Origin of the sequence: Pantoea sp. ME81 (genome assembly GCF_903970985.1) — a bacterium.
Taxonomy (GTDB): Bacteria; Pseudomonadota; Gammaproteobacteria; order Enterobacterales; family Enterobacteriaceae; genus Pantoea; species Pantoea communis.
Map to the genome: position 1 here is coordinate 1 of NZ_CAJCKS010000003.1, position 25,743 is coordinate 25,743.

General features: G+C 54.8%; 25 protein-coding genes. 9 read left to right on the plus strand and 16 right to left on the minus strand.

What is annotated here, in order from left to right:
* Nucleotides 1-46 precede the first annotated feature (46 nt).
* From H7A81_RS00880 to H7A81_RS00895, 4 genes are read right to left on the minus strand one after another with little or no spacing between them, the layout of a single operon-like run.
* A complete protein-coding gene (locus tag H7A81_RS00880) occupies nt 47-1,318 on the minus strand; it encodes an MFS transporter (protein WP_182056444.1) in 1,272 nt (423 codons plus the stop codon).
* A gap of 48 nt (nt 1,319-1,366) precedes the next feature.
* The gene (locus H7A81_RS00885; RefSeq protein WP_220458098.1) at nt 1,367-2,224 is read right to left on the minus strand and encodes an NAD(P)-dependent oxidoreductase; all 858 of its coding nucleotides are present in this window, start codon (nt 2,222-2,224) and stop codon (nt 1,367-1,369) included.
* Between the two features lie 20 nt (nt 2,225-2,244).
* Nucleotides 2,245-3,249 (minus strand): transketolase family protein, encoded by a 1,005-nt coding sequence (locus H7A81_RS00890; protein WP_182056446.1) that lies wholly within the window; start codon nt 3,247-3,249, stop codon nt 2,245-2,247.
* Complete coding sequence (locus H7A81_RS00895) at nt 3,246-4,106, minus strand: transketolase (RefSeq protein WP_058960071.1); 861 nt, start codon at nt 4,104-4,106, stop codon at nt 3,246-3,248. Before H7A81_RS00895 ends, H7A81_RS00890 begins: the two co-directional genes overlap by 4 nt.
* Nucleotides 4,107-4,289: 183 nt before the next feature.
* Between H7A81_RS00895 and H7A81_RS00900 the strand changes: the two genes are divergently transcribed.
* Nucleotides 4,290-5,183, plus strand: coding sequence for a LysR substrate-binding domain-containing protein (locus tag H7A81_RS00900; protein WP_034826948.1), 894 nt, complete (start codon nt 4,290-4,292; stop codon nt 5,181-5,183).
* Nucleotides 5,184-5,302: 119 nt separating this feature from the next.
* On the opposite strand, the gene traF is transcribed toward H7A81_RS00900, so the two are convergent.
* On the minus strand, nt 5,303-6,553 hold the full coding sequence (traF, locus tag H7A81_RS00905) for a conjugal transfer protein TraF (protein ID WP_182056448.1): 1,251 nt from the start codon (nt 6,551-6,553) through the stop codon (nt 5,303-5,305).
* Between the two features lie 452 nt (nt 6,554-7,005).
* Here traF and zur point away from each other — a divergent pair, with 452 nt between their 5' ends.
* Nucleotides 7,006-7,527, plus strand: coding sequence for a zinc uptake transcriptional repressor Zur (gene zur, locus H7A81_RS00910; RefSeq protein ID WP_034826958.1), 522 nt, complete (start codon nt 7,006-7,008; stop codon nt 7,525-7,527).
* Between the two features lie 65 nt (nt 7,528-7,592).
* Here the strand turns inward: zur and H7A81_RS00915 are convergent, their stop codons facing one another.
* The 4 genes from H7A81_RS00915 to H7A81_RS00930 form a co-directional block, all read right to left on the minus strand.
* Nucleotides 7,593-7,805, minus strand: a complete 213-nt coding sequence (locus H7A81_RS00915; protein ID WP_034826959.1) for a CsbD family protein — start codon at nt 7,803-7,805, stop codon at nt 7,593-7,595.
* A gap of 163 nt (nt 7,806-7,968) precedes the next feature.
* A complete protein-coding gene (dinF, locus tag H7A81_RS00920) occupies nt 7,969-9,291 on the minus strand; it encodes an MATE family efflux transporter DinF (RefSeq protein ID WP_182056449.1) in 1,323 nt (440 codons plus the stop codon).
* 126 nt (nt 9,292-9,417) lie between these two features.
* Nucleotides 9,418-10,032 carry a transcriptional repressor LexA gene (gene lexA, locus H7A81_RS00925; RefSeq protein ID WP_034826962.1) on the minus strand — a complete coding sequence of 205 codons (615 nt, stop codon included), beginning with the start codon at nt 10,030-10,032 and terminating at the stop codon, nt 9,418-9,420.
* A 105-nt stretch (nt 10,033-10,137) separates the two neighbouring features.
* On the minus strand, nt 10,138-10,506 hold the full coding sequence (locus tag H7A81_RS00930; RefSeq protein WP_034826963.1) for a diacylglycerol kinase: 369 nt from the start codon (nt 10,504-10,506) through the stop codon (nt 10,138-10,140).
* Between the two features lie 127 nt (nt 10,507-10,633).
* On the opposite strand from H7A81_RS00930, the gene plsB reads away from it, so the two are divergent.
* The gene (gene plsB, locus H7A81_RS00935; RefSeq protein ID WP_182056451.1) at nt 10,634-13,057 is read left to right on the plus strand and encodes a glycerol-3-phosphate 1-O-acyltransferase PlsB; all 2,424 of its coding nucleotides are present in this window, start codon (nt 10,634-10,636) and stop codon (nt 13,055-13,057) included.
* Nucleotides 13,058-13,120: 63 nt separating this feature from the next.
* Here plsB and ubiA read toward each other — a convergent pair whose 3' ends face one another.
* The 4 genes from ubiA to H7A81_RS00955 form a co-directional block, all read right to left on the minus strand.
* Nucleotides 13,121-13,987 carry a 4-hydroxybenzoate octaprenyltransferase gene (ubiA, locus tag H7A81_RS00940; RefSeq protein WP_182056482.1) on the minus strand — a complete coding sequence of 289 codons (867 nt, stop codon included), beginning with the start codon at nt 13,985-13,987 and terminating at the stop codon, nt 13,121-13,123.
* A gap of 24 nt (nt 13,988-14,011) precedes the next feature.
* On the minus strand, nt 14,012-14,530 hold the full coding sequence (gene ubiC / locus H7A81_RS00945; RefSeq protein WP_034826968.1) for a chorismate lyase: 519 nt from the start codon (nt 14,528-14,530) through the stop codon (nt 14,012-14,014).
* A 90-nt stretch (nt 14,531-14,620) separates the two neighbouring features.
* Nucleotides 14,621-15,031, minus strand: a complete 411-nt coding sequence (psiE, locus tag H7A81_RS00950) for a phosphate-starvation-inducible protein PsiE (RefSeq protein WP_034826969.1) — start codon at nt 15,029-15,031, stop codon at nt 14,621-14,623.
* A 70-nt stretch (nt 15,032-15,101) separates the two neighbouring features.
* Nucleotides 15,102-15,800 carry a UTRA domain-containing protein gene (locus H7A81_RS00955; protein ID WP_182056453.1) on the minus strand — a complete coding sequence of 233 codons (699 nt, stop codon included), beginning with the start codon at nt 15,798-15,800 and terminating at the stop codon, nt 15,102-15,104.
* A gap of 223 nt (nt 15,801-16,023) precedes the next feature.
* Here H7A81_RS00955 and H7A81_RS00960 point away from each other — a divergent pair, with 223 nt between their 5' ends.
* The 6 genes from H7A81_RS00960 to H7A81_RS00985 all read left to right on the plus strand — a co-directional run bounded on the left by H7A81_RS00960 (nt 16,024) and on the right by H7A81_RS00985 (nt 22,456).
* On the plus strand, nt 16,024-17,085 hold the full coding sequence (locus tag H7A81_RS00960; protein ID WP_034826973.1) for an ABC transporter substrate-binding protein: 1,062 nt from the start codon (nt 16,024-16,026) through the stop codon (nt 17,083-17,085).
* A 124-nt stretch (nt 17,086-17,209) separates the two neighbouring features.
* Nucleotides 17,210-18,019, plus strand: coding sequence for an alkaline phosphatase family protein (locus H7A81_RS00965; RefSeq protein ID WP_034826975.1), 810 nt, complete (start codon nt 17,210-17,212; stop codon nt 18,017-18,019).
* Nucleotides 18,019-18,867 (plus strand): ABC transporter permease subunit, encoded by an 849-nt coding sequence (locus tag H7A81_RS00970; RefSeq protein WP_166933937.1) that lies wholly within the window; start codon nt 18,019-18,021, stop codon nt 18,865-18,867. Before H7A81_RS00965 ends, H7A81_RS00970 begins: the two co-directional genes overlap by 1 nt.
* Nucleotides 18,868-18,870: 3 nt before the next feature.
* Complete coding sequence (locus H7A81_RS00975; protein WP_034826980.1) at nt 18,871-19,656, plus strand: ABC transporter permease; 786 nt, start codon at nt 18,871-18,873, stop codon at nt 19,654-19,656.
* A gap of 2 nt (nt 19,657-19,658) precedes the next feature.
* The gene (locus H7A81_RS00980; protein ID WP_034826982.1) at nt 19,659-20,651 is read left to right on the plus strand and encodes an ABC transporter ATP-binding protein; all 993 of its coding nucleotides are present in this window, start codon (nt 19,659-19,661) and stop codon (nt 20,649-20,651) included.
* Between the two features lie 179 nt (nt 20,652-20,830).
* On the plus strand, nt 20,831-22,456 hold the full coding sequence (locus tag H7A81_RS00985) for a Na/Pi cotransporter family protein (RefSeq protein WP_182056454.1): 1,626 nt from the start codon (nt 20,831-20,833) through the stop codon (nt 22,454-22,456).
* 162 nt (nt 22,457-22,618) lie between these two features.
* Here the strand turns inward: H7A81_RS00985 and gntU are convergent, their stop codons facing one another.
* The 3 genes from gntU to gntR all read right to left on the minus strand — a co-directional run bounded on the left by gntU (nt 22,619) and on the right by gntR (nt 25,634).
* On the minus strand, nt 22,619-23,959 hold the full coding sequence (gene gntU / locus H7A81_RS00990; protein WP_034826986.1) for a gluconate transporter: 1,341 nt from the start codon (nt 23,957-23,959) through the stop codon (nt 22,619-22,621).
* Nucleotides 23,960-23,961: 2 nt separating this feature from the next.
* A complete protein-coding gene (gene gntK, locus H7A81_RS00995) occupies nt 23,962-24,498 on the minus strand; it encodes a gluconokinase (protein ID WP_034826988.1) in 537 nt (178 codons plus the stop codon).
* A 140-nt stretch (nt 24,499-24,638) separates the two neighbouring features.
* Nucleotides 24,639-25,634 (minus strand): gluconate operon transcriptional repressor GntR, encoded by a 996-nt coding sequence (gene gntR / locus H7A81_RS01000; protein WP_182056456.1) that lies wholly within the window; start codon nt 25,632-25,634, stop codon nt 24,639-24,641.
* Nucleotides 25,635-25,743 lie beyond the last annotated feature (109 nt).

Genomic DNA, 25,743 nt, shown 5'->3' on the forward strand with positions numbered 1-25,743 from the left:
GTACATGTCACTCCCCGCGATCCCTTACTTAAGCGACCTTCTCTCCCTAATATACGCACTTCCGCTCTCTCCAATGCCCCAAACCCCACGACCTACTCTCTTCCCCCACGCGCCGCACCGCCGGTCCGATCCAGCCGACCATGCCATACACGCCTGTTGCGATGAACGGCAACAACCCCGCCACCACGGAAGCGCCGTTGTAGCCCAATGAGATACCCGAGGAGCGGACGTTAGCCGGAAACTGTTCGGAGAACCAACTCGACTCTACGGCAAATATCGGGTCATGGCTAAAGAGCAGAGACATAGCGACAGCGACAATCACCATCATCACTGCACCGGTGTTGATCAGCATAAACATAGGAATGCCAAACAGAATGGTGAAGATGGCGCCAATCAGGAATATTGGGCGACGTCCCACCTTATCACTTAGCGCGCCATACAGCAGATGGCTGCCGAGCCCCAGCGCTGAACCAATCAACGTGCCCCATAACACATGGCGCGTATCTGTGATTTCCGCCAGCACCACATAGGACAACATAAAACTGGTCGTGATGTAGTAGCCACCCGTCTCTGCCAGGCGTAGCCCCATAATTTTGACGATGGTGCGCCAGTCGCGACGAATCACTTCCAGCGCGGGCTGTTGCACAATCTGCTTATCTGCTTTGGCTTTCTCGAATTCAGGCGATTCCGCGACCTGCATTCGAATAAAGATGCCGATGGCCACCATCACAAACGAGATCAGGAACGGCATGCGCCACACCCAATCACCTTCAAACAGTGCCGCAGAGAGCAGGAAAGAACCATTCGCCAGCAGCAGGCCGAGCGGTATCCCGAGTTGCGGTACTGCACCATAGAAACCGCGCTTTTTCACGGGCGCATGCTCAAATGCCATTAACACCGCGCCGCCCCACTCTGCGCCGAATCCGATCCCCTGGATCATGCGTAATAAGATCAACAAGATCGGTGCCAGCACGCCAGCCTGCTCATAGGTTGGCAACGCACCGATCAATACGGTGGCACCGCCCATGGCCAGTAATGACCAGAACAGCACGGTTTTTCGGCCATAGCGATCGCCGAAATGACCGGCGAGGTAGCCGCCAAACGGACGCATCAGGAAGCCGACCGCCAGGGTGGCGAATGCCGCCAGAATGCCGACGATAGGCTCTTGCGTGTGGAAAAAGATTTTGCCGAACCAGGCTGCAGCGGCGGTGCCATAGATAAAGAAATCATAGCTCTCCACCGCTGAGCCAATCATTGAGGCGAAAGAGACTTTCGCCGCATTGTCGCGGGTGTTTGCAGGTACAGAAGTCGTGTTCATGTGTTACCCCGGTATTATCGTATTTTTCGGGCAGCAGTGATGGAGCGGTTAATTTGCAGGTTTGCTCCAGGTCTCGATCACTCTGCTGTCATCACGTTGCCCCAATCCGGCTTCTGCTGCCGCCAGATAACGAGCATGAGCGACCTGTAACAGCGGAACCTCAGCGTGGCAGGCGGTCGCCGCCTCTGCCACTAACCCGCTATCTTTGACAAAGATGTTGATGGCGCTGGAGAGCGAGACATCGGTCCCCTCCAGCATGCGCGGACCACGATCTGACAACATCCACGATCCCGCCGCGCCGCGCTCGACCAGTTTCAATACCTGAGCGGGTGCTAGCCCCAGCGACTGTGCCAGACTTAGCGCCTCCGCGGCTGCCACAATATGCACCGAGCAAAGGTGCTGATTGATCACCTTGATCCCCTGCCCCTCGCCAACCTCGTCACCCACGATCGACACCGATCCCATGGTTTTGAGTACCGGCTCAACAAAGGCAATGGCGGCAGGTGCGCCGGAGGCAAAAATCACTAACTCACCGGTGCTGGCGCGGGCGGTTCCGCCCGTGACCGGTGCATCCACGACCTGCGCACCGGCAGCAATCAGTGAAGAAGCCGCCTCACGTACCGCCTGCGGCCCGACAGTGGACATGATGACCCAGTGCTGACCAGTCACCTGCGGCAGCGCTTCCGCCACCAGCGCCTGCAGCTGTTGTGGCGTGGCGACCATCACCACCACTACATCCGCTTCAGGTGCTTCTGCAATGCGGCTAACCGCTTCAATCCCCTGCGCCTGAGCACGCTGGCGCGACGCTTCAAACACATCCACTCCGATTACCGCATGCCCTGCACGCTGAATCTGGCAAGCCATAGGAACACCAATTGCCCCGGTGCCGACAAATATCACCTTCATGCTGTTCTCCTTTCGCGCCGTTATGCCAGCCAGACGCGAATCGCGCTGACCATCGCTTCTGTGGAAATGCCGTAGCGGTCGTGCAAAGTGGGCAACGCGCCCGCATCCAGGAACTGATCGGGCAAGCCGATTTGACGAAACACGGGCATGACCTGCGCATGCATTAACGTGGTCGCCACCGCCTCACCTAAACCGCCGACCAGGCTATGGTTCTCAACCACCACCACTAAACGCCCGTCACGGCGGCACTGGGTGATAATGGTTTCAGTGTCCAGAGGCTTGATGGTCGGTACGTGCAATACCGCAACATCGACGTTATCGGCTGCCAGCGCTTTTGCTGTCTCCAGTGCTCGCATTGTCATAATCCCACTGGAAATCAGCAGCACATCACGGCCATCGCGCAGCAATTTGGCTTTGCCCAGTTCGAATTGATAATCGTATTCGTTCAGCACCAGCGGCACCTTACCGCGCAACAGACGCATATAAACCGGCCCCTGATGATCGGCTATTGCGGCAACGGCTTGTTCCGTGTCCAGCGCATCACAAGGATCCACAATGGTCATGCCCGGAATACCCCGCATCAGCGCGATATCTTCAGTGGCCTGATGGCTTGGGCCGTAGCCGGTGGTTAACCCCGGCAGCGCAGCACAGATTTTCACATTCAGCTGCTCTTCCGCGATCACCTGATGGATAAAGTCGTAGGCACGACGCGTGGCAAACACCGCATAGGTGGTCGCAAATGGCGTCATGCCCTCCTTCGCCATGCCACCGGCTGCGCCCATCAATAGCTGCTCTGCCATGCCCATCTGGAAATGACGTTCTGGATAGGCCTGGGCGAAGATATGCAAATCGGTGTATTTTGACAGGTCGGCAGTCAACCCAACGATCGACGGCCGGGTCGCTGCGGCTTTGACCAGCGCATGACCAAAGGGCGCAGCAACCGTGGCTTGTCCTTCTGCGGCAATTGAGGCAATCATCGCCGACGTTGTCAGGCGTGGCTTTTTCTCTGTGGTGATGCTGCTCATTGCGTGGCCTCCTGAGCCTGATCGAGGATGGTGATGGCCTGTTGCCACTCGTCAGCATCCACACGAATAAAATGATTCTTTTCACGCGCTTCCAGGAATGGCACGCCTTTACCCATTAGCGTGTCCAGCAGAATGACGCGCGGCTTGGGTTCGCTTAATGCGCGTGCCCGATCAAATGCCTGCTTCACAGCAGCAATGTCATTGCCATCCACACGCTGTACATGCCAGCCAAATGCCTGCCACTTATCTGCCAGCGGTTCAAATCCCATAACCTTGCCAGAGGGGCCATCTGCCTGCTGCTGGTTGATATCCACCATGACGATCAAATTACTCAGTTGATGATGTGCCGCCCCCATCGCAGCTTCCCAGGTTGCCCCTTCATCCAGTTCGCCATCAGACATCGAGTTGTAAACAAAAGCCGGATTTCCTTTATGACGCAATGCCAATGCCATACCGACACCAATCGTCAGCCCCTGTCCGAGCGATCCGCCTGAAATTTCCATGCCTGGCGTGTAGGTCGCCATGCCAGACATTGGTAAGCGACTATCATCAGATCCATACGTTTCCAGCTCCTCCACAGGAATCACGCCCGCTTCAATCAACGCCGCATAAAGTGCAATCGCATAGTGGCCGTGGGAAAGCAGAAAACGATCGCGGCCTTCCCATTCGGGTTCTTCCGCGCGGTAATTCATCGCATGGCACCATGCCACGGCCAGCATATCAGCCAGTCCCAGAGCCTGGCCGATATAGCCTTGCCCCTGTACTTCGCCCATTTGCAACGCGTAGCGACGAATACGATAAGCGTGCTGTGACAGCCGCTGTGTAAGGCTCAATTCCGGTTCTGCAAGAGTCGTCATATCTGTTCCTGAAAGAAGAGAAAATCAGCAGAGTTGGCAAGCAGAAGAGCGATCTGTCATGGTGAAAGCTGCAGCGGATTCACGTGCCATTTTCACCTGCTTGCCGTTTAGCAGCAGATTACTCAGCCTTGGCGCCTGCCGACAAAAGCAAAAAATGCATCAACTGTTGAATGGGATTCACAAATGACATTATTAAAAAAAGCCCCACTTTCGCTGTTGCGCGCGTTTGAAGCCGCAGGCCGCACAGGGGCATTTACCGCCGCAGCGCAAGAGTTGGATTTGTCGCCTAGCGCCATTAGTCATGCGATTCGTAAGCTGGAGGAGACGCTCGACACGCGCCTGTTTCAGCGCAGTACGCGCGAAATCATGCTAACCAAAGAAGGGGCAATCTTGCTGGAACATATCCAGCGGGGATTTGATGAGATGCAGCGTGGACTTTCGCTCGTCACTGCTGATGAATCGCGGCCACTGCGTCTGCACACCGCGCCAAGCTTTGCCCATCAGTGGCTATTACCCCGCCTGGGAAGCTTTATTGCCGCACACCCACATATTGATCTGCGTCTTTCAGCCAGCACCGAATATGCGCGCTTTGAGCAGGATGACTATGATTTAGATATTGTTTATGGCGAGCCGCGTCCTTCGCCTTACGAGAAAATCCCGCTGGCCGTGGAGGAATTAACACCGCTTTGCTCACCAGAGATTGCCGCACGCATCCGCTGCCCAGAGGACCTCTATCACCAATCGTTGATTCAGTGCGATGTGCAACTCTACCAATGGAAGGGCTGGTTTGAAGCCAATCACCTGACGCCTCCGCGCCATTATGGTTTGCGCTTTGACCGCAGTTTTATGGCGATTGCCGCTGCCGTTGATGGTCTGGGAGTGGTGCTGGAATCCAAATTATTAGCAGAACGAGAGCTTGCCAGTGGGCGCTTAGTTTGTCCGCTGATTGAGACCACCCAGGAGATTCACTATATCGGCCATTACCTGGTGTTCCCACGGCATCAGCATCGCCACTTTGCGTTAGATAGCTTTAAAGATTGGCTACTTTCCCAGTTGAATCTGGCACAGCTTCGCTGATTGATAACGATCACAAATTCTGCGCCCAGGAATGAAACAGGCCGCCAATGGCGACCTGTTTTTGTGAGCATGTTCACGCCATTTCAGGGTGAATGTTAGCGTGATGTGAAATGACGCAATCAGAAGTTAAATCCGAGCTGCAGCATGCCGCCCCAGGTATTATCGTCACCCACTGAACCAGCAAGATCCAGATGCACCGTGTTGTTAAACGGTGAAACGCCCAGACCTGCGGTAAACACATTGGTATCGTTTGATTTCATATCCGCACGATAACCCGCGCGCAGTGCTAACCAATCCAGCACGCGATACTCGGCACCCACTCCCGCATATTGGCTGCTTTCTTCCGATTTGAAACGCTTGGTTTGCGTCAAATCAACATCGCCTGCCAGGGTGAACGCGCCGTAGTTCCAGGCCAGACCTGACGTGACCAGCGGACGGATTTGATAGGTATCGCGGTAGCCTTCCACTGTTTTGGTGTCGATGTCGCGTGAGATCAGGTTCTGCCCTGTCACACCTAACGTCCAATGCTCACCAAAGTCGGTCGCGATGCCTGCATCAATGTTGAAACCGGTGTCGGAACTGCGGTATTGGCTGTTGTTGATATTACTTTTATCAAAGTTATAAATACTGGCGGTGTAGTTATACAGCCAGGTTTTTTGCAGCTTTGGTGTCACGCCCACAGAAACCGGATGGCCAGCGACATCAAATTCATGTGCAACGGAGACGCCATAATCGGTGACTAACGCCGCAAGGCCATTGCCGCTCGAACGCAGGTTATCCTGATCGCCCGGCCTTGGCGTGATGCTCCCATCCGCCACACCACGCAGATAGGTGATGTCGCTATCAACCACATTGGCGCGCACATGTGCTGTACCGTAGGCTTTAGTAATAAAGGCAAAGGGCAGCGTATCGTTTGGAACAGTGACGGCAAAAGCGACTCCCGCAGTACCGTTCGCTTTATTTCCTTTTAAATCTTGAAGCTGATTGGCCATATCGCCTGCCGCAGCCTTAAGCTCCGGGTAACCTCTGAGATAATCAGCAAAGTCGAAATCATCAATCAGTTGCTTATAGCGATCGACACTGTCGGTAATGTCATCAACTTTGTTAATTAATTTGTCTTTGTCGGTAACCTGCACACCGGCTGAAGGGAATATGACGCTGACGTTATCTTCAGGTTTGGCTTTGGTCATCAATGCCGGGTTAGCCAGCACCGCTGAACTCCAGGTTGACGAAGCGACGCCGGTGCCACCCATGGCATCGTTACGCGCGTCATACCATGTACCTGCTGCCAGAGCTGAAGAAGAAAGAAATACTGCATTCAAACCAACAAGATAAGCTACTTTTTTGTGCCTGAATAATGTCTTCACCATGAGCCTGCCATCACCTTTGAAATGTCGCTGAATAACTCAGAAACGAAACAGTTTAGTTAGCCGCTATTCTGAACCCTGGCTAACGCATCATTGCTGTGAATTAAAAGGAAATAGCACTGCTGTTCGCAGAATTGGATACAACCACACCATTCTGCTGTTTAGTTATGCAGAAAAATGAACAAAGCCTAAATTGATGCCAGATATTACTTAAGACCTTTTGAACCTTAGACGCTAACCCGGTGAGTTGCAAAGCAAAAATAGTGTGATAATTACGCTATATGACTGATCTCATAGAGGGTCTGAAATGAGCTGTTTTATCAGCACAACAGGAAGGTTAAGTTAATTTATTGATTAGCGGGATTTTTCCTGGTCTTTAACCGGGTAAAAAGCAATCACAGCAGGGTAAAAGTTTGTGTGATAAAATAACATCGCCTGCAACCTGGAGAACACTTATGTCAAACCTCACGCCCGCACAACTGCTTACTCAGGCAGAATCCCTTTGCCTTGACCGCGGCGTGCGCCTTACCACTCAACGCGCTGAAGTGTTGCGTTTAATGGCTGAGCAGAATGGTTCGATCAGTGCTTACGATCTGCTGGATCAACTTCGCATCAGCGAGCCGCAGGCTAAACCTCCGACCATTTACCGCGCGTTGGATTTTCTGCTGGAGCAGGGTTTTATTCATCGTGTTGAATCAAATAACAGCTATGTGGTTTGCCACCATTTCGATGAGCCTGCGCATACTTCGGTGATGCTGGTGTGTGATGGTTGTGCGGCAGTCAGTGAAAAACACGCACACGGCGTAGAAAAGATTATTTCGGGACTGGCCGATCAGGCCGGATTCTCACTGCGCCACACGGTTATTGAAGCCCATGGTTTGTGCGAGAACTGCGCAGAAGTCGCAGCATGCAATCATCACGATAGCTGCGATCACGATCATGAGATTGATACGAAAAAGAGAGTGAGAAAAGGGTGAGTGGCACTTCCTTGTGCCTTGCCGACGGGTGATCGGCGGGGTAGGAGCATCTTCCTTAATTCCGGTTACCAGCGGTAATCTTTATTGTGACTTTCCCAGTCTTTCACTTCGCTTTCGGCCTGGTCTTTCGCGTAGCCGTAGCGTTCCTGAATTTTACCGACAAGCTGATCGCGCTTACCTTCGATGACCGTCATATCGTCATCCGTCAGCTTGCCCCACTTCTCTTTCATTTTCCCTTTAAACTGCTTCCAGTTACCGCTCGCTTCGTCTTTGTTCATCATAATCCTCCACATCATCCTGAGTGAGATGCGATGATCTCCTGATAAATCAGGTAATCACCCACACAACGCGCTACTCAATTGCGCCGTTTGAGATAATTATAGTAGCCAGATAGGATTACGCAAAAAATACAGAATAATCTGTAGGTTACGCTTCGCTTATTCAAACAGTGAACCAGCTGTCGTGTCGCCAGTGGCGTCGCCACATCCACCAGAGCGTCAAGCCACGCAAGGCAAGAAACACCGTCACCGCCAGCCATAAGCCGTGATTACCGAGCCACGGGAGTGTCAGTAAGGCAAGCCCATAACCCACTGCCGCCATCACCATGCTGTTGCGCATTTCGCGCCCGCGCGTGGCGCCGATAAACATACCGTCCAGCAGATAACACCAGACACCGATCAGCGGCAGAATCACCTGCCAGCCAAGATAGCGATCGGCCATCTCTCGCAGTGGCTCAAGCGAGGTGAGCAACGCCACAATTTGGGGGCCGGTTATCGCATAGATGGCTGCGAACGCCAGGGCAACGATACCAGCCTGACGGCAGGCAGCATGCCAAATCAGTAATAAGCGACTGCGATCTCGCGCCCCCACCGCTTCACCGGAGCAGGCCTCCACGGCATAGGCAAAACCATCCAGCGCATAGGCCGTAAACGTCAGGAACATCAGCAGTACGGCATTCACCGCAACAACATCTGGCCCTAAACGCGCGCCCAGCAAGGTGAGTGACGCGAAACAGATTTGCACCATCAGCGAACGCAGCATGATGTCGCGGTTGAGCCGGAACAGGCGTGCCGCATCACCACGCCAGCTCTGTTTTAGCAGATTGAAAGAAATGCCGCGCAACTTAAGCACACGTACCACCATCCATAACCCCACACCCAGCGTGACGTACTCTGCCACCGCCGTTGCCGCCGCCGCACCTGCAACGCCCCAGTGAAGCTTCAGCACAAACAGGAGATCGAGCAGGATATTCACCAGGTTACCGACAATGAGCAGCACCATCGGCGCTCGCGCATATTGCACGCCAAGCAACCAGCCCAAAATCACCAGATTGGCTAAGGTCGCCGGTGCGCTAAGCCAGCGAATGTTGATAAAAATTTGTGCCTGGTATTGCACTTCCATGCTGCCGCCCATTAATGAGGCGGCGATCAAACTGAAGGGCGCGCGCAGTAATAAAAACAGCACGCCCGCCACCAGAGCGATCAGCAGAGGTTGCGTCAACGCCCGCGCTAAGGCGGTTTTATCGTTCGCGCCAAACGCCTGCGCAGTCAAACCCGTGGTGCTCATGCGCAGGAACAACAGCAACATAAAGATGAAACTGGTCGCCGTTGCACCTACCGCCACGCCACCGAGGTAAATGGGGCTATCGAGATGGCCTATCACTGCCGTATCGACGACACCGAGCAGCGGAACGGTAATATTGGAGAGAATCATCGGCAGCGCCAGCCGCCACAATGCTTTATCTGAAGAGGAAAACAGCCGCATTCGCCCGTTCCATTGTTGCGCTGGTCAATAGGACCATTAACCGACAATCAGCCTGAGGAGGAAAATCAATGTATCAGACTGCGGTCAGCACAGCGACCAACCGCAGCGGGGGAATTCAATGAGAGATTAAAGCCATTCGCCGTTACGTACGATGCCCACAGCCAAACCTTCAACGGTCAGAGCCTGCTCACGGGTATCGACCACAATCGGCTGGAATTCGGTGTTTTCTGGCAGCAAATGCACAATGGCACCCTGCTTTTTCCAGCGTTTGACGGTTACTTCATCATCAATGCGCGCCACCACAACCTGACCATTACGGACTTCCTGGGTTTTATGCACGGCAAGCAAGTCGCCGTCCATAATCCCGATGTCTTTCATCGACATACCACTCACCCGCAGCAGAAAATCGGCGGTAGGTTTAAACAGATTGGCATCAACCTGATAGTGCGCTTCGATGTGCTCTTGCGCCAGCAGCGGCTCACCGGCGGCCACGCGACCGATCAGCGGTAACCCTTCGGAGACTTCTTCTTCCATTAGCAGGCGGATGCCGCGAGATGCACCGGATACAATCTCGATGACGCCTTTACGCGCCAGAGCTTTCAGGTGTTCTTCCGCAGCATTGGGCGAGCGAAAACCCAGTTGCGCAGCAATTTCCGCACGCGTTGGCGGCATGCCGGTCTGGTTAATGTGGTCGCGAATCAGATCATAGACCTGTTGCTGCCTGGTGGTTAACGCTTTCATCCCGCCCCCTGGTTGTTTATACAGTCGCTGTGAGTATATACAGGTATTGGCGAAATGAAAACCAAAACAGAGGGAAAAATCAGCGGTTTGAAGATTCTGGAATACCTATCGCAAATGCGACCAGAGCAGTGCGATCCAGACAAACAGAGCCAGTAAGATAGCCAGCAACACCGCCGCTGAGCCCATATCTTTTGCTCGTCCGGCTAAAGGATGGCGCTCTTGCCCAATGCGGTCCACCACCGCTTCAATGGCGCTATTCAGGATTTCAACAATGATCACCAGCACCACGGAGCCAATCATCAGCACACGGGAAATCGCATCAACATCCAGCCAGCAAGCCACCACAATCGCCACCAGTGCAGCAATGGCTTCCTGACGAAATGCGGCTTCATGTTTCCAGGCGGCGCGCAAGCCCTGCCAGGAATAACCGGCTGCATTCACTATTCTTTGAATACCGGTGACGTTATTTGCCATGCTTTGGAACCCTTGATGTGATTTGGCGTCAATATGTGGGCTATCTGAGGTCGTGTAAGCCACAGATCTTCGTTGCACTTTCTGGTATGCTTGCCGCGCTTTGCTAACAAGAGGCTTTAAGTTGTCTATGTCAGGTTGGCGTAAACTTTATTACAAACTATTGAATTTACCACTCTCTTTTTTGGTAAAGAGTAAGGTCATTCCGACCGATCCTGTCTCAGAACACGGGATCGATCCGACTCGTCCAGTGATGTATGTTTTGCCTTATGATTCAAAGGCTGACCTGCTCACTCTTCGGGCACAGTGCCTGAAACATGATCTGCCCGATCCGCTGGCTCCGCTGGAGATCGACGGCACGCTACTGCCGCGTCACGTGTTTATTCATGATGGCCCACGCGTATTCCCCTATTTCGTTGCCAATCCTGAGTCGGTGAAGCTATTCCACGACTATCTCGATTTGCACCGCAGTAACCCTGATCTCGACGTACAGATGTTACCGGTGGCGGTGATGTTTGGTCGTGCGCCGGGACGCGAAATCCAGGGAGAAGATACGCCACATCTGCGCATCCTTAATGGTGTAGAGAAATTCTTCGCCATTTTGTGGCACGGACGTGACAGCTTTGTGCGCTTCTCACCGACCGTCTCCCTGCGCCAGATGGCGACGGAGCACGGTACGGATAAGTCGATTGCCCAGAAGCTGGCACGCGTGGCTCGCATTCACTTCGCGCGTCAGCGCCTGGCTGCTGTAGGCCCACGTCTGCCTGCGCGTCAGGATCTGTTCAACAAGCTGCTGCAATCCAAAGCGATTGAAAAAGCGGTTGAAGATGAAGCGCGTAGCAAAAAAATCTCGCACGAGAAAGCCCAGCAGAATGCTGTTGAGATGATGGAAGAGGTCGCAGCGAACTTCTCGTATGAGGCCATTCGCGTCACAGACCGCGTGATGGGCTGGCTGTGGAGCCGCCTTTATCAGGGCATCAACGTCAACGGTGGCGAGCGAGTCCGTCAGCTGGCGCAAGATGGCCATGAGATTGTGTATGTGCCCTGCCATCGCAGCCACATGGACTATCTACTGCTCTCTTACGTGCTCTACCATCAGGGGCTGGTGCCGCCACACATCGCGGCCGGCATCAACCTGAACTTCTGGCCAGCAGGTCCGATTTTCCGTCGTCTGGGTGCTTTCTTTATTCGCCGTACCTTCAAGGGCAACAAACTCTATTCCACGGTGTTCCGTGAATATCTGGGCGAGTTGTTCAGCCGCGGATATTCAGTCGAGTATTTCGTTGAAGGCGGGCGCTCGCGCACGGGCCGACTGCTGGATCCTAAAACCGGCACGCTGTCGATGACCTTGCAAGCCATGTTGCGCGGCGGTAGCCGTCCGATTACGTTTGTTCCGATCTACATCGGCTATGAACACGTCATGGAAGTGGGTACTTACGCCAAAGAGTTACGTGGCGCGGCCAAAGAGAAAGAGAGTTTCCTGCAGATGGTGCGCGGGTTACGTAAACTGCGCAATCTTGGCCAGGGCTACGTTAACTTCGGCGACCCCCTGCCGTTGATGAACTATCTAAACAAAAACGTGCCGGAATGGCGTGATGCGATCGATCCGATTGAACCACAACGCCCGGCATGGATGACGCCAACCGTAAATGATATTGCGGCACGTCTGATGGTGCGTATTAACGAAGCCGGTGCCGCCAACGCCATGAACCTGTGCGTCACCGCGCTGCTGGCTTCTCGTCAGCGTTCCCTGACGCGTGAGCAGTTGATTGAGCAACTGGAATGCTACACCCAGCTGCTGCGTAACGTGCCTTATTCACCGGAAGCGACTGTGCCGGAGATGAGTGCTGAAGCGCTGCTTGATCACGCCATGGGCATGAACAAGTTCGAGACGGAACAAGACAGCATTGGCGATATCATCATTCTGCCGCGCGAGCAGGCCGTCCTGATGACCTACTATCGCAACAACATCCACCACATGCTGGTCATGCCATCGCTGATTGCCGCTATTGTGCAGCAGCATCGTGAGATCAGTGAGGCGGAGCTGCTGCGTCAGGTGAGCCTGGTTTACCCGATGCTGAAGAGTGAGCTGTTCCTGCGCTGGGATAACGCAGAGCTGCCAGGCGTGCTGAATGCCCTCTGTGCTGAGATGGCGCGACAAGGCCTGATTACCGAGCATGATGGGCAGTTACGCATGAATCCGGCCCGCCATCGTTCATTGCAACTGCTGGCTGCCGGTATCCGTGAAACGCTGCAGCGTTTTGCCATCACCTTCGCCATTCTGAGTGCCAAGCCGACGATTAACCGCGGCACGCTGGAGAAAGAGAGCCGCACGCTGGCGCAGCGTTTGTCAGTGTTGCATGGCATTAACGCGCCAGAGTTCTTCGACAAAGCGGTGTTTACCGCGCTGGTGCTGTCACTGCGTGATGAAGGCTACATCAGTGATTCAGGCGATGCCGATGCGGAACGCACCCACATTATGTGGCAGATGCTGGCAGAGCTGGTGACCAGTGATGTCCGTCTGACCATTGAAAGTGCTGTAGCCCACGAATAACGTCGGGCATAAAAAACAGAAAGGCGACCCTCAACGGGTCGCCTTTTTTATGGCAGCAACCCCTTAAAACAGGTCAATAAATGGCTGAGTATTGAGAAGTACGCCGATAAACAGCACCAGACCAACGTAGTTATTATTTAGAAAGGCCTGGAAGCAAGGATCGCGTTCACGTTGAGCAATCAGCTTTTGTTGATACACAAAGAAGCCGCCCGCCACCAGCAGTGACCAGTAAAACGCCCCGTTCAAATGCAACATCAATCCGACTAGCGCCATTAGCCCCAGCGTGGCCAACTGCAATAAGCCGATGATCAACTTATCGAAACGACCGAACAGAATCGCTGTGGATTTCACGCCAATCTTCAGGTCGTCATCACGATCAACCATCGCATATTGCGTGTCGTAAGCCACCGTCCAGCAGATATTCGCGAAGAACACCAGCCAACAAACAAGAGGTAAGGACTCACTAACTGCCGCCCAACCCATTGGAATCGCCCAGCCGAATGCCGCTCCCAATACCACCTGGGGTAAATGGGTGTAGCGCTTCATAAACGGATAGACCCACGCCAGTGCCAGGCCACCAAATGACAGAAAAATCGTCATACGGTTCATGGTCAGCACTAGCGCAAATGCCAGCAACCCGAGCACGACAAACAGGATTTTGGCCTCTTTCTCCGTCACCGCGCCGCTCGCCAGCGGACGCGATGCGGTCCGTTTGACATGACCATCCACCTTACGGTCCGCATAATCATTGATCACGCAACCCGCGGCACGCATCACAATGACGCCGAGCACAAATACCACCAGCACAGACAAAGGCGGCACCGCCATGCCTGATAACCACAGTGCCCACATGGTGGGCCACAGCAGCAACAGCGTGCCAATCGGTTTATCGATGCGCATCAGGCGTCGATAAGCCTGCCATTTGGTCATGGTTAAGGTTTTTTCCACAATCCTTTATCCTTGATTCAGCGCGCGGTACAACGGCGACGCTGGTAAAAACAGTTCAGTTAGCAGCAGCGGTTTGCCTGATAAACGCAGGCGCGAGCGACGTCCCCACAGATCATCCACCTGGCCGGGGTCGATAAAATCGCGGCTCAGCGTCGAGGAGGCGAAAAGATAGCGCCCCAGCGGACGAGTGCCAAGATTTTGCAGCATCTGCTCCGGGCCGTTCAACGTGCTTTCTGGCACCACGGTTCGCCCAATCAACCAGGGTTCGCCATCGCCGCACAGCACGATTTCACGTAACCAAAAGCGATCATCGGCGGGCAGGAATTTCGCTTCTGGCGCCATCTCGTCAGCGGTAATAAAGCTTTCGCGGATCAGTTCCACCGTCACCTGCTGGCAATGCTGCTCGAAGCGACGCGTCATGGAGTCTTCCTCCAGCAACCAGTCAAGCAGAGGGGGGGAAAGCAAGGGGGAAGTGGCTGGCAGCCAATGCAGTGCGAGTAACTGGCGCAGCGCGTGATGCGACATCAGGACATCTCCGGAGAAAAAGTTGCCCTAGTTTAACGCAGAGAATCGGGCGTGGCACTGCTGGTTGTGCCACGCCCGATAGAAGGGGGATTATTCGCGCTTTAAGCGATTGCTATTAGCTAACCACAGCGTGACCACCAGAATTAAAATCGCCGCTGAATAATAAAGCGTGTCGAACGGGTTTTTATGGTCAACGATAATCAGACGAATGATTGCGGTGATGCCGATATAGATGAAATAACGCAGCGGGAAGTGATAGCCGGACTGGAAGTACTTCACTATCAGCGCGATAAATTCGAAATAGAGAAAATAGATCACGATGCCTTCGATCAGCAGGTAGGACGACGCCTGCTCACCGGTGCTGAACAGCACATTGGCTAAATGGATTGTCTCTTTACCAAGGAAGACCACCAGGATGACAGCCAGCGTCACCAAACCAATATTCAAAACCCATTGTAAAACAGAAGCAATAAGCTGCCCCATCGCTGATTTTGTTGTCATTTTTATGCGCCTCAAAGTACGGAAACTCTCTGGCGTTATCATGCTGTAGTGTGATCAAAATCACAATATGCTACACGTCAACATCCACACAGAGCGCATCATAGCGCCAGTACTCGCAGTCACAGTCGATCACCCGCTTCTGTTGATCGCGGTTAATGCGTGTAATGAGTAATCCGGGAGTTCCGCTGGCGACATTGAGTGCCGGTGCCGCGCGCGCAGGAAGCGGGCCGGGCAGAATGGTAAAGCGTGCGCCGCCGTAGCGAATTCCATAGCGCTGATCGTAGAGATCGGTAAGTGAGCGGGTCAGGTCTTCCTCTAGCAGGCCGGGAAAAAAGGCCGGATTGAGATAATGCTCCACGTACAACACCGCGCGCCCATCAATACGTCGCAGGCGACGGATGCGAAACACGCTATCCCCTTCCAGTAACTGCAAATGCCGTGCAATCACCAGCTGTGCCGGGACTTCCCGCGCCTCAATCACTTCTGTGATGGCGATACGACCTTGTTCTGCTGCCATGGCATGAAAGTGGCTGTGATGGGCCGGGTTATACACCAGCCTTGGTGGCGCAAGAAACCAGCCTCGACGCAGTTCGCGGTAGATGATGCCCTGCGCTTCCAGCAAGCCCAGCGCCTCACGCAGGGTAATACGCGTGGTGGAATAATGTTCACTTAAACTGCGTTCTGCCGGCAAACGTCCGCTGGCAAATTCACCGTTTTCAATGCGTTCGCTCAGCGCCGCAGCAATCACATCCACCGTTTTCGACGACATTTTTTAGCCTCATTTTGGGGCAATTCTGCACTATGACAGTTCGATGACTACAATATGACAGGCATATCCCATGCTTTCGCGCGCTGTATCCGCATGTGGAGCTACGCGTCACACCACATTTCACCACCATGGTCATAAAACCTTCATCTGATCGGGCTACATTGGCTCGGTTCTTGCTGGACTAGACCAAGACGTCCCACAACTTACACCCGGAGCAACCGAGATGAAAGCGTTTATCTCCTCTGTAGTAGCCAGTGCCGTACTGCTTGCGCTGCCCGCCGCGCACGCCGCCGATAACGACCTTGCCGCGCTGGAAAAAGCGGCGCGTGCTGAGGGCCAGGTCAACAGCGTCGGTATGCCAGACAGCTGGGCGAACTGGAAAGACACATGGAATGACATCAACAGCAAATATGGCCTGAAGCACAGCGATACCGATATGTCATCGGCGCAGGAGCTGGCTAAATTTGATGCAGAGAAAGAGAACGCCAGCGCCGATATCGGTGATGTGGGCGCCGCGTTCGGTCCGGTTGCTGTGACCAAAGGTCTGGCACAACCGTACAAACCAACGCATTGGGATCAGATTCCAAGCTGGGCGAAAGACAGCGAAGGCAACTGGATGCTGGCGTATACCGGCACCATCGCCTTCCTGATCGACAAGCAGCAGGTTAAAGATGCACCGCACAGCTGGGCCGATCTGAAGAAAGGTAAGTATGTGGTCACTATCGGTGACGTCGGCGTGGCTGCTCAGGCGGCTAACGGCGTACTGGCGGCCAACTACGCGATGGGCGGTGATGAGAAGAACCTGAAGCCAGCCCTGAAATTCTTTGGCGAGCTGGCTAAAGAAGGCCGTCTGGGCGTGACCGATCCGGTGATTGCCAACATCGAGAAAGGTGAAATTCAGGTTGCCGTGGTATGGGACTTTAACGGCCTGAACTACCGCGATCAGATCGACAAAAACCGCTACGAAGTGGTGATCCCTTCAGATGGTTCCGTGATTTCCGGTTACAGCACCATCATCAACAAATACGCCAAACACCCGAACGCCGCCAAACTGGCGCGTGAATACATCTTCTCTGATGCCGGACAGATCAACCTGGCGAAAGGTTATGCACGTCCAATCCGCGCTGAGCATTTAACTCTGCCAGCCGATGTGCAAGCCAAACTGCTGCCGCAGTCTGAGTACAAAAATGCCCGCCCGATCAAAGATCAGGCTGCATGGGATAAGAGCTCGAAAATGCTGCCGCGTCTGTGGCAAGAGAACGTGATTATCAATATGAAGCAGTAATTTGCACACCCCCTGGCGGCGCGATGTCGCGCATCGATCTGTAGCGACAACGCTGCGCATCGATACGCAATACGTTGCGCCGCTAAGCGCAGTGCCCGCAATTTGAATGATGTAAGGAACGGGAATGAAGACAATCCTGGTGGTACTGGATGGCCTGAGTAATCAGGTGGCACAGCATGCGATGGGCTATCTGTTTGCTGAATGCAAACAGGGCAACGGCCAATACTACACGCTGACCTGCGAACTGCCTTCGCTGTCACGTCCGCTGTATGAATGCATTCTGACTGGGATTCCGCCAGTGCAGAGCGGCATTATTCATAACGGCGTCAATCGATTGAGCAATCAGCGCAGCATCTTCCATTACGCCCGCGCCGCCGGTTTAACCACGGCCGCTGCCGCCTATCACTGGGTAAGTGAGCTGTATAACCAATCCCCGTTCAACAATGCGCGTGATCGCCATACCGTCGCCCCCGATTTGCCGATTCAATACGGCCACTTTTACTGGGACGACAGTTATCCGGATTCCCACTTGTTTGAAGATGCTGAGAGCCTGCGTCTGAACCACGATCCGGACTTTTTACTGATCCACCCGATGAATATTGACGATGCCGGGCATAAACATGGCCTGTCATCGCCGCAATACCGCAACCGCGCACGCATGGCCGATGGCTATCTGTCGCAGTGGATGCCCGGCTGGCTGGCCGCAGGTTATCAGGTGATCGTCACCGCCGATCACGGTATGAATGATGACCGCTCGCACGGCGGCATTTTGCCGGAAGAGACGCAGGTGCCGCTGTTTGTGTTTGGTGCGGGCTTCTCCCGTCAGCCCGATCTCGAACCGCAGCAAACTGAACTGTGCGGCATCGTTTGCACGCTGCTGGGCATTGAGCACGATAAACCGGTGTGCCACGGTTTGCTGGCGGAGCCGCGTTAATGAAGGGCAAAACCCTCGCCACGCTGTTGCTGCTGCCGTTCGCCTTCTTTTGGGTTGCCTTCCAGCTCGCGCCGCTGCTGTGGATCGCCATCAACAGCTTCTGGAGCGACATGAACGAGCGTTGGGGTATCGATAACTACACCGATATCCTCACTTCACCGTTTTACCTGCAGGCGTTTCGTCTGTCGCTGGATATCTCCATCTGGTCGAGCATTTACGGCCTGTTGATCTCGTTGATTGCCGGCTATTCGCTGCATCAGCTAGGCAGCGGCCGCTTTCAGCGCTTCCTGATGTCGTTTACCAACATGACCAGCAACTTTGCGGGCGTGCCGCTGGCGTTCGCCTTTGTGATTCTGCTGGGCATGAACGGCTGTCTGACGCTGCTGCTGCGCCACTTCGGCATGCTGGAAGGGTTCAAGCTGTTCTCGCGTGACGGCATGGTGCTGGTTTACACCTGGTTCCAGATCCCGCTCGGTATTCTGCTGCTCTATCCGGCGTTTGATGGCTTACGCAAAGATTGGGAAGAGTCTGCTGCCCTGCTCGGTGCCAGCCGCTGGCGCTACTGGTGGCATATTGGTTTGCCCATTCTGTTCCCGGCGCTGCTCGGCACCTTTGTGATTCTGCTGGCCAATGCGCTAGGTGCTTACGCCACCATTTATGCGCTGACCACCGGTAACTTTAACGTGGTGCCAGTGCGTATTGCCGCGCTGGTGTCGGGTGATATCTCGCTCGATCCGAATACCGGCGGTGCGCTGGCCATGTTGCTGGTGTTCATTATGGCGCTGATTACCGTGGTGCAGCAGTATCTGGTGCGCCGCAGTTATCTCAACGCGAAATCACAGGAGTAGAACGTGTCTCGCGCGGAAAAAATTTATCATCGCCTGATTATCTGGCTGCTGCTGATCATCCTCGCCGCCCCGTTGCTGGCGACGCTGCTGTATGGCATCTCGACTGACTGGAGCGACACTATTCTGCCACAGGGCTTTACCCTGAAGTGGTTGATTGAGCTGTGGAGCGATCCGCGTTTCCTGACCGCATTGGGCCACTCCTTGCTGATTTGCTTTGGCGCGCTGCTGTTCTCATTAGTGCTGGTGCTGCCTGCGATGTTTGTAATCGCTTACTATTATCCGAAGCTGGATGCGGTGATGAACGTGCTGATTCTGATGCCGTTTGCCGTGCCGCCGGTGGTGTCATCCGTTGGCCTGCTGCAGCTTTATTCCTCGTCGCCGCTGATGATCACCGGCACGCCATGGATTCTGGTCGGCTGTTACTTCACCATCGCGCTGCCGTTTATTTACCGTGCTATTGCCAACAATATGCAGGCGATCAATCTGAAAGAGCTGATTGATGCGTCTCATCTGCTGGGTGCCAGCACCTGGCAGGCGGCACTGTTTGTGGTGCTGCCGAATCTGCGCAAAGGCGTGTTTATCGCGGTGCTGCTCTCCTTCTCATTCCTGATAGGTGAGTTTGTATTCGCTAACCTGTTAGTCGGCACCCGCTATGAAACCTTGCAGGTGTATCTCTACAATATGCGTAACGGCAGCGGCCACTTTACCAGTGCGCTGGTGATCTCCTATTTCGCTGTCGTCCTGCTGGTCACCTGGCTGGCGAATGCCCTCAATCCTGAACGAGGCTGACCATGAGTTATCTGAACGTCACCCAGCTGAACAAAAGCTACGGCCCCACCAGCATCTTTGAAAATATCGATTTCAGCGCCGATGAAGGTGAGTTTGTCACCCTGCTCGGCCCGAGCGGCTGCGGCAAATCGACACTGCTGCGCTGCATCGCCGGTTTGACCGATGTCGACAGCGGCAAAATTCTGCTGCAGGGCCAGGATATCGTGCCGCTGCCGCCGCAGAAACGCACCATTGGCATGGTGTTCCAGAGCTACGCGCTGTTCCCCAACATGACGGTGGAGAAGAACGTGGCGTTTGGCCTGAAAATGCAAAAATTGCCAGGCGGCGATATTCAGAAACGCGTTATGGAAGCGCTGGCACTGGTCGAGCTGACCGATTTCGCCCGCCGTTATCCGCATCAGCTTTCTGGTGGACAATGCCAGCGTGTTGCCTTAGCACGCTCCCTGGTGACGCGCCCTCGTTTGCTGTTGCTGGATGAGCCGCTCTCCGCACTGGATGCGCGTATCCGGCGCCATCTGCGCGAACAGATCCGCAACATTCAGCAGGAGCTAAAGCTCACCACCATTTTCGTGACCCACGATCAGGAAGAGGCGCTGACGTTGTCGGATCGCATCGTGCTGATGAACCGTGGCAAGATCGTGCAAAACGGCAACGCTGAAGCCCTCTACACGCAGCCAGCCGACCTGTTTGCCGCCGGGTTTATCGGCAACTACAACCTGCTGAGTGCGGAACAGGCAACGCAGCTCACCGGCCAGACATTCACGGGTCAGGTAGCGATTCGCCCTGAATCGATCCGCTTGAGTGCACCGCAGGATGGCATTCCGGCCACTATTCTCAGTCACAGCCTGCTAGGTAATGTCATTCGCTATCGCGTAGTGGCGAATAGTGTGGAGTTATCCGTCGATGTGCTGAACCGCAGCGTGGCGGATTTGCACCCTGCTGGCATGCAAATTGGTCTACAGTTAGAGATGTCGACGTTGCGCCAGGTCGCTTAAATTTAACGAAAAATGGGCAACGCAGCGCGGCAGCATTCAGCGTTAATGCAGCCTGTTAATCGTTGTCGCGGCGGCCTTTAGGCTGCCCGTGGTCGCACTCCGATGCGCCCGACACGTCGGTAATCTCCCCAGGCTTGCAGTTGGTGCAATGAAAGTCTAAGGATAAGGAACCGCCCGACGTGTTGACCCTGCTCAATCTATTATCTGCCGTGGCCCTGCTGGTATGGGGCACGCATATTGTGCGCACCGGCATCATGCGCGTGTACGGCGCCGATCTGCGGCGCGTGCTCAGCCGCAGCGTGGAAAGAAAGCCGATGGCGTTTCTCGCCGGGATTGGCGTCACCGCGCTGGTGCAGAGCAGCAATGCCACCACCCTGCTCGTCACCTCGTTTGTCGCACAGAATCTGGTGAGTCTGACGCCTGCGCTGGTGGTGGTGCTCGGTGCCGATGTCGGTACCGCCATCATGGCGCGTATTCTGACCTTCGATCTCTCCTGGCTATCGCCGCTCTTCATCTTCTTTGGTGTGGTGTTCTTCCTCAGCCGTAAGCAGACACGGGCCGGACAAATGGGTCGAGCTGCCATTGGCCTTGGCTTAATTCTGTTAGCGCTACAGTTGATCGTGGCCGCTGCTAAACCCATTACCCAGGCGGCGGGCTTACAGGTGCTGTTCTCCACGCTAACCGGCGATGTCATGCTGGATGCACTGATTGGCGCGGTATTCGCCATCATCAGTTATTCCAGCCTCGCGGCGGTGCTGATCACCGCTACACTGACGGCAGCGGATGTGATTTCCTTCAAAGTGGCGCTCTGTCTGGTGATTGGTGCCAACCTCGGCAGTGGTTTACTAGCGATGATTAACGCCAGTGGCTCAAATGCTGCGGGAAAACGCGTGGCGCTGGGCAGCCTGCTGTTCAAGCTCATCGGCAGCCTGGCGATTTTGCCGCTGGTGAATTACATCGCTGATATTCTGGACAAGATGCCGGTCGATGATGAGGAGTTGGTGATCTTCTTCCACGTGTTCTACAACCTGATTCGCTGCCTGATTATGGTGCCGTTCGCCGAACCGATGGCGCGCTTGTGCCGTCGTATGATTTCCGACGAGCCGGAAACCGATGCCCATTTACGCCCTAAACATCTCGACCGCAGCGCGCTGGATACCCCTGCGCTGGCATTGGCCAATGCGGCGCGCGAAACCTTGCGCATCGGTGATGTCGTCGAACATATGATGGAGTCCTTCAATAAAGTGGTGCATGGCGAACTGCGTGAAGAGCGCGCGGTGCGGCGTCTGGATGATGATGTCGATGTGCTGTATACCGCCATCAAACTCTATCTGGCGCGCATGCCGAAGGAGGATTTGGCCGAGGAGGATTCGCGCCGCTGGGCCGAGGTCATCGAGATGGCACTCAACCTTGAGCAGGCGGGCGATATCATTGAACGCATGTGTGCGGACGTGGCGGTGAAATCGCTGAACGCCCGTCGGGCATTTTCCCCCGAAGGGCTGGAAGAGCTGAACACATTGCAGGAGCAGGTACTCAACAATCTGCGCCTCAGTTTGTCGGTGTTTCTGTCGAAAGATATCCCCAGCGCGCGCCGACTACGCCGCTCCAAACACCGTTTTCGCATCCTGATTCGCCGTTTCTCACACGCTCACGTCGAGCGCCTGCATCAGAAGAATGTGCAGAGCATCGAAACCAGCTCCCTGCATCTAGGGTTGCTGGGAGATATGAAGCGTCTGAACTCGCTGTTCTGTGCGGTGGCTTATACGGTGCTGGATCAGCCGGATGATGAGCGGGATGAGGATTAACGAACAGTCTGGTGCGATGATCAACGGCTGCGGGATGCAGCCACATCGTCATACATGCGCGACCAATCGGCTGTGCTATTCGGTCAGGTCGCCATCAATGGCAACCTGCCGTGCGGATAGGTGAATTTTATAGGGTGCCCATTGCGGCGCACCTAAAAATTCTTACGACAGCAGAGTGAACGCGATCATCCCGACAATGGCACCGGTGGTACCCAGAATGGTTTCCATCAGCGTCCAGGTTTTCAGCGTTTCACCTTCCGTTGCACCGGTGAAGCGGCCAAACAGCCAGAAACCGGCATCGTTGACGTGACTAATAATGATGGAGCCACCCCCGATGCAGATCGACAGCGCCGCCAACTGCGCGCCGCTGTAGTGCAGCGGTTCAATCACCGGCATCACCAGGCCCACGGTCGTCAGACAGGCCACGGTCGCCGATCCCTGAATCACACGGATCGCACCGGAAAGGATGAAGCACGCCAGCGCAATCGGCATCCCGGCGCCAGTGAGCGCGTGCCCCAATACCGGGCCGACGCCAGAATCCACCAGCACCTGCTTGAACACACCGCCCGCACCGATCACCAGCAGAATAATGCCTGCCGGTTGCAGCGCACTGCCGCACACCTGCATCACCTTCTCTTTGTCCATTCCCTGGCGATAGGCCAGACCGTAAATCGCTACCAGACACGCCAGCAGGATCGCCGTAAACGGATGGCCTATAAACTCCAGCCACTCGTAGAGACGTGAATCCGGTGTGGTGAAGCGCGCCCCGATGGTTTTCAGGCCCACCAGCAGCAGCGGGAACAGGATCAGTGCCAGGCTGAAGCCAAACGACGGCAGCTTACCCTCTTCCACTTCTGGCTGATGATCTTCCGGCGGCGCACTGAAACTGACATGGCGGGCAATAAAATTGCCAAACAGCGGACCCGCAATGAGCATACCGGGAATCGCTGCACACAGGCCCAGCAGGATCATCCAGCCAAAGTCCGCGTGCATCTGGGAAGCCAGCAGCATCGGGGCCGGACCCGGCAGCAGAAACGCCGCAGAGGCCGCCACACCAGCAAACAGTGGAATGACCAGCTTCACTAAGTTGCCATGGGTACGACGCGCCACGGCAAAGGCGATGCTGATCAGCAAGACCACCGCTACTTCAAAGAACAGCGGCAGCGCGCAGATCAGTCCGGCAATCCCCATCGCGTAGTGCGCCCGGTTTTCACCAAAGGCCTTCAGCATGCGGATAGCGATTTGATCGACTGCGCCGGTTTCATGCAGGATTTTGCCGAACATCGCGCCCAATGCCACCACGATGGCGAGAAATCCGAGTGTGCCACCCATGCCTTTTTGCATGGTGTCAGCAATTTTATCCAGTGGCATGCCAGAGAACAGACCGGCACCAATTGAGACTAACATCAGGGCGACAAAGGCGTGCATACGCGCTTTCATCACCAAAAACAGCAGCAGCAGGACGGAGCCTGCTGCGGTTAACACCAGCGTTGCGGTACTCATTACTAACCCTTGTTGGTTGCTTCCTCAATGGTCGCAACCGTGGCCGCAACGACTTCATCCAGTGAATGATTGATATCAACCACCAGTACATCGGGCTCGTCAGCCCCAGGCTCTTGCAAGGTCTCAAACTGCGTCACCAGCATCTGCGGCTTAAAGAAGTGACCTTTACGTGCTTTCAGACGCGATTCGATGGTTTCGAAATCGCCCTTCAGATAGATGAATTTCAGGTTTTGGTTGCCCTGTCGCAGGATGTCGCGGTAGGACTTTTTCAGCGCAGAGCAGACGATAATCGAAATAGCCTGGGTGCGCTGCATGGCGAAGGCGGCATCATTCAGCGCCTGCAGCCACGGCTGGCGATCGTTATCATCCAGCGGATGACCGTCGGCCATTTTCATGATGTTGCTACGCGGATGCAGGAAATCGCCATCCAGAAATGCCGTGCTCAACTGATGAGAAACCTGATTAGCGACGGCAGACTTTCCGCTGCCGGAAACGCCCATCAGGATAAAGACGTGGTGCGATGGAGATGGCGTGGTCATGGTTTTGCGCTCCGGCAGGTTGACTGCCAATGTTACCGATAACAAATTTGATTATCATTGTCGGAGCCCACTGCGGGACTGGCAACCCTTGTTAGGTGGAAAAGCACGAAAGTGTGAACTGACTCAAATAATCGCCAAAATCAGATGCTGCCACCTTCTGCAATTTCAAACCCGACATCCAGCGGCTCGATCACGCTGCGGTCGCCGCCGATGCGCGCCAGCAGCATCGCAGCCGATTCGCGTCCCATGCGCTCACGCGGGGTCAGCACCGTGGCCAGGCGCGGCGTGACCACTTGCGTAATATCGTGGCCGTGGAATCCGGCAATCGCCATTTGCGCAGGTACGTTTAACCCCTGACGCTGGCACTCAAACATCGCGCCGACCGCCAGGTCATCGTTAGTACAAAACAGGCTGTCGGTTTCGGGATAGCGTTTCTGCGCCTCACGCAGCAGCTGCGCGCCGGCACTGAAGGAGGAAGCATCTTCCATCATCACACTGTGCGGGGTGAGCCCGGCTTCACGCATTGCCTTTTCGTAGCCCTGCTGTTTTTGCAGAGTACGTTCATCCAGACGCGCGCCAAGATAAACGGTGTGGCGGTGGCCTTTTTTCAGAATAGCATGCGTCATCTGGCGCGCCGCTTCGACGTTATCGAAGCCCACCGCCATATCGAGGCACGGCGTCACCGAATCCATCATCTCAATCACCGGAATGCCGGCCACTTCCAGCATACGCAGCGTGCCGGGCGTGTGGGTGCGTTCGGTCAGGATAACGCCATCGATGTTCCAGCCCAGTAACGAACGCAGCTGTAGTTCCTCTTTATCAGCGTTATAGCCAAAGTGCGCCACCAGCGTTTGATAACCGGCCTCATCCGTCACGGTTTCAATACCGCGTAACACATCGGCGAACACCTGGTTGGTGAGCGAGGGCAACAGTACGCCGATAGCGCGACTGGTCGCATTAGAGAGCATATCGGGGGCACGATTGGGGATATAACCGAGTTCATCCAGTGCGACGGCGATCTTATCGCGCAGCGCCGCAGAGACCTGATCGGGGTTTCGCAGGTAGCGACTGACGGTCATTTTTGTGATGCCGACGCGATCGGCAACGTCCTGTAGTACCGGCCTTTTCTTCTTCATCGTATGCGCCTGAGGTCAGAGATACGATGAGTCTATCATTTTTTTGTCAATTTCAGGCTTTGCGGAAAACCATGAATTCCCGCTCTGATTTTGTGCACATCGGTACGCA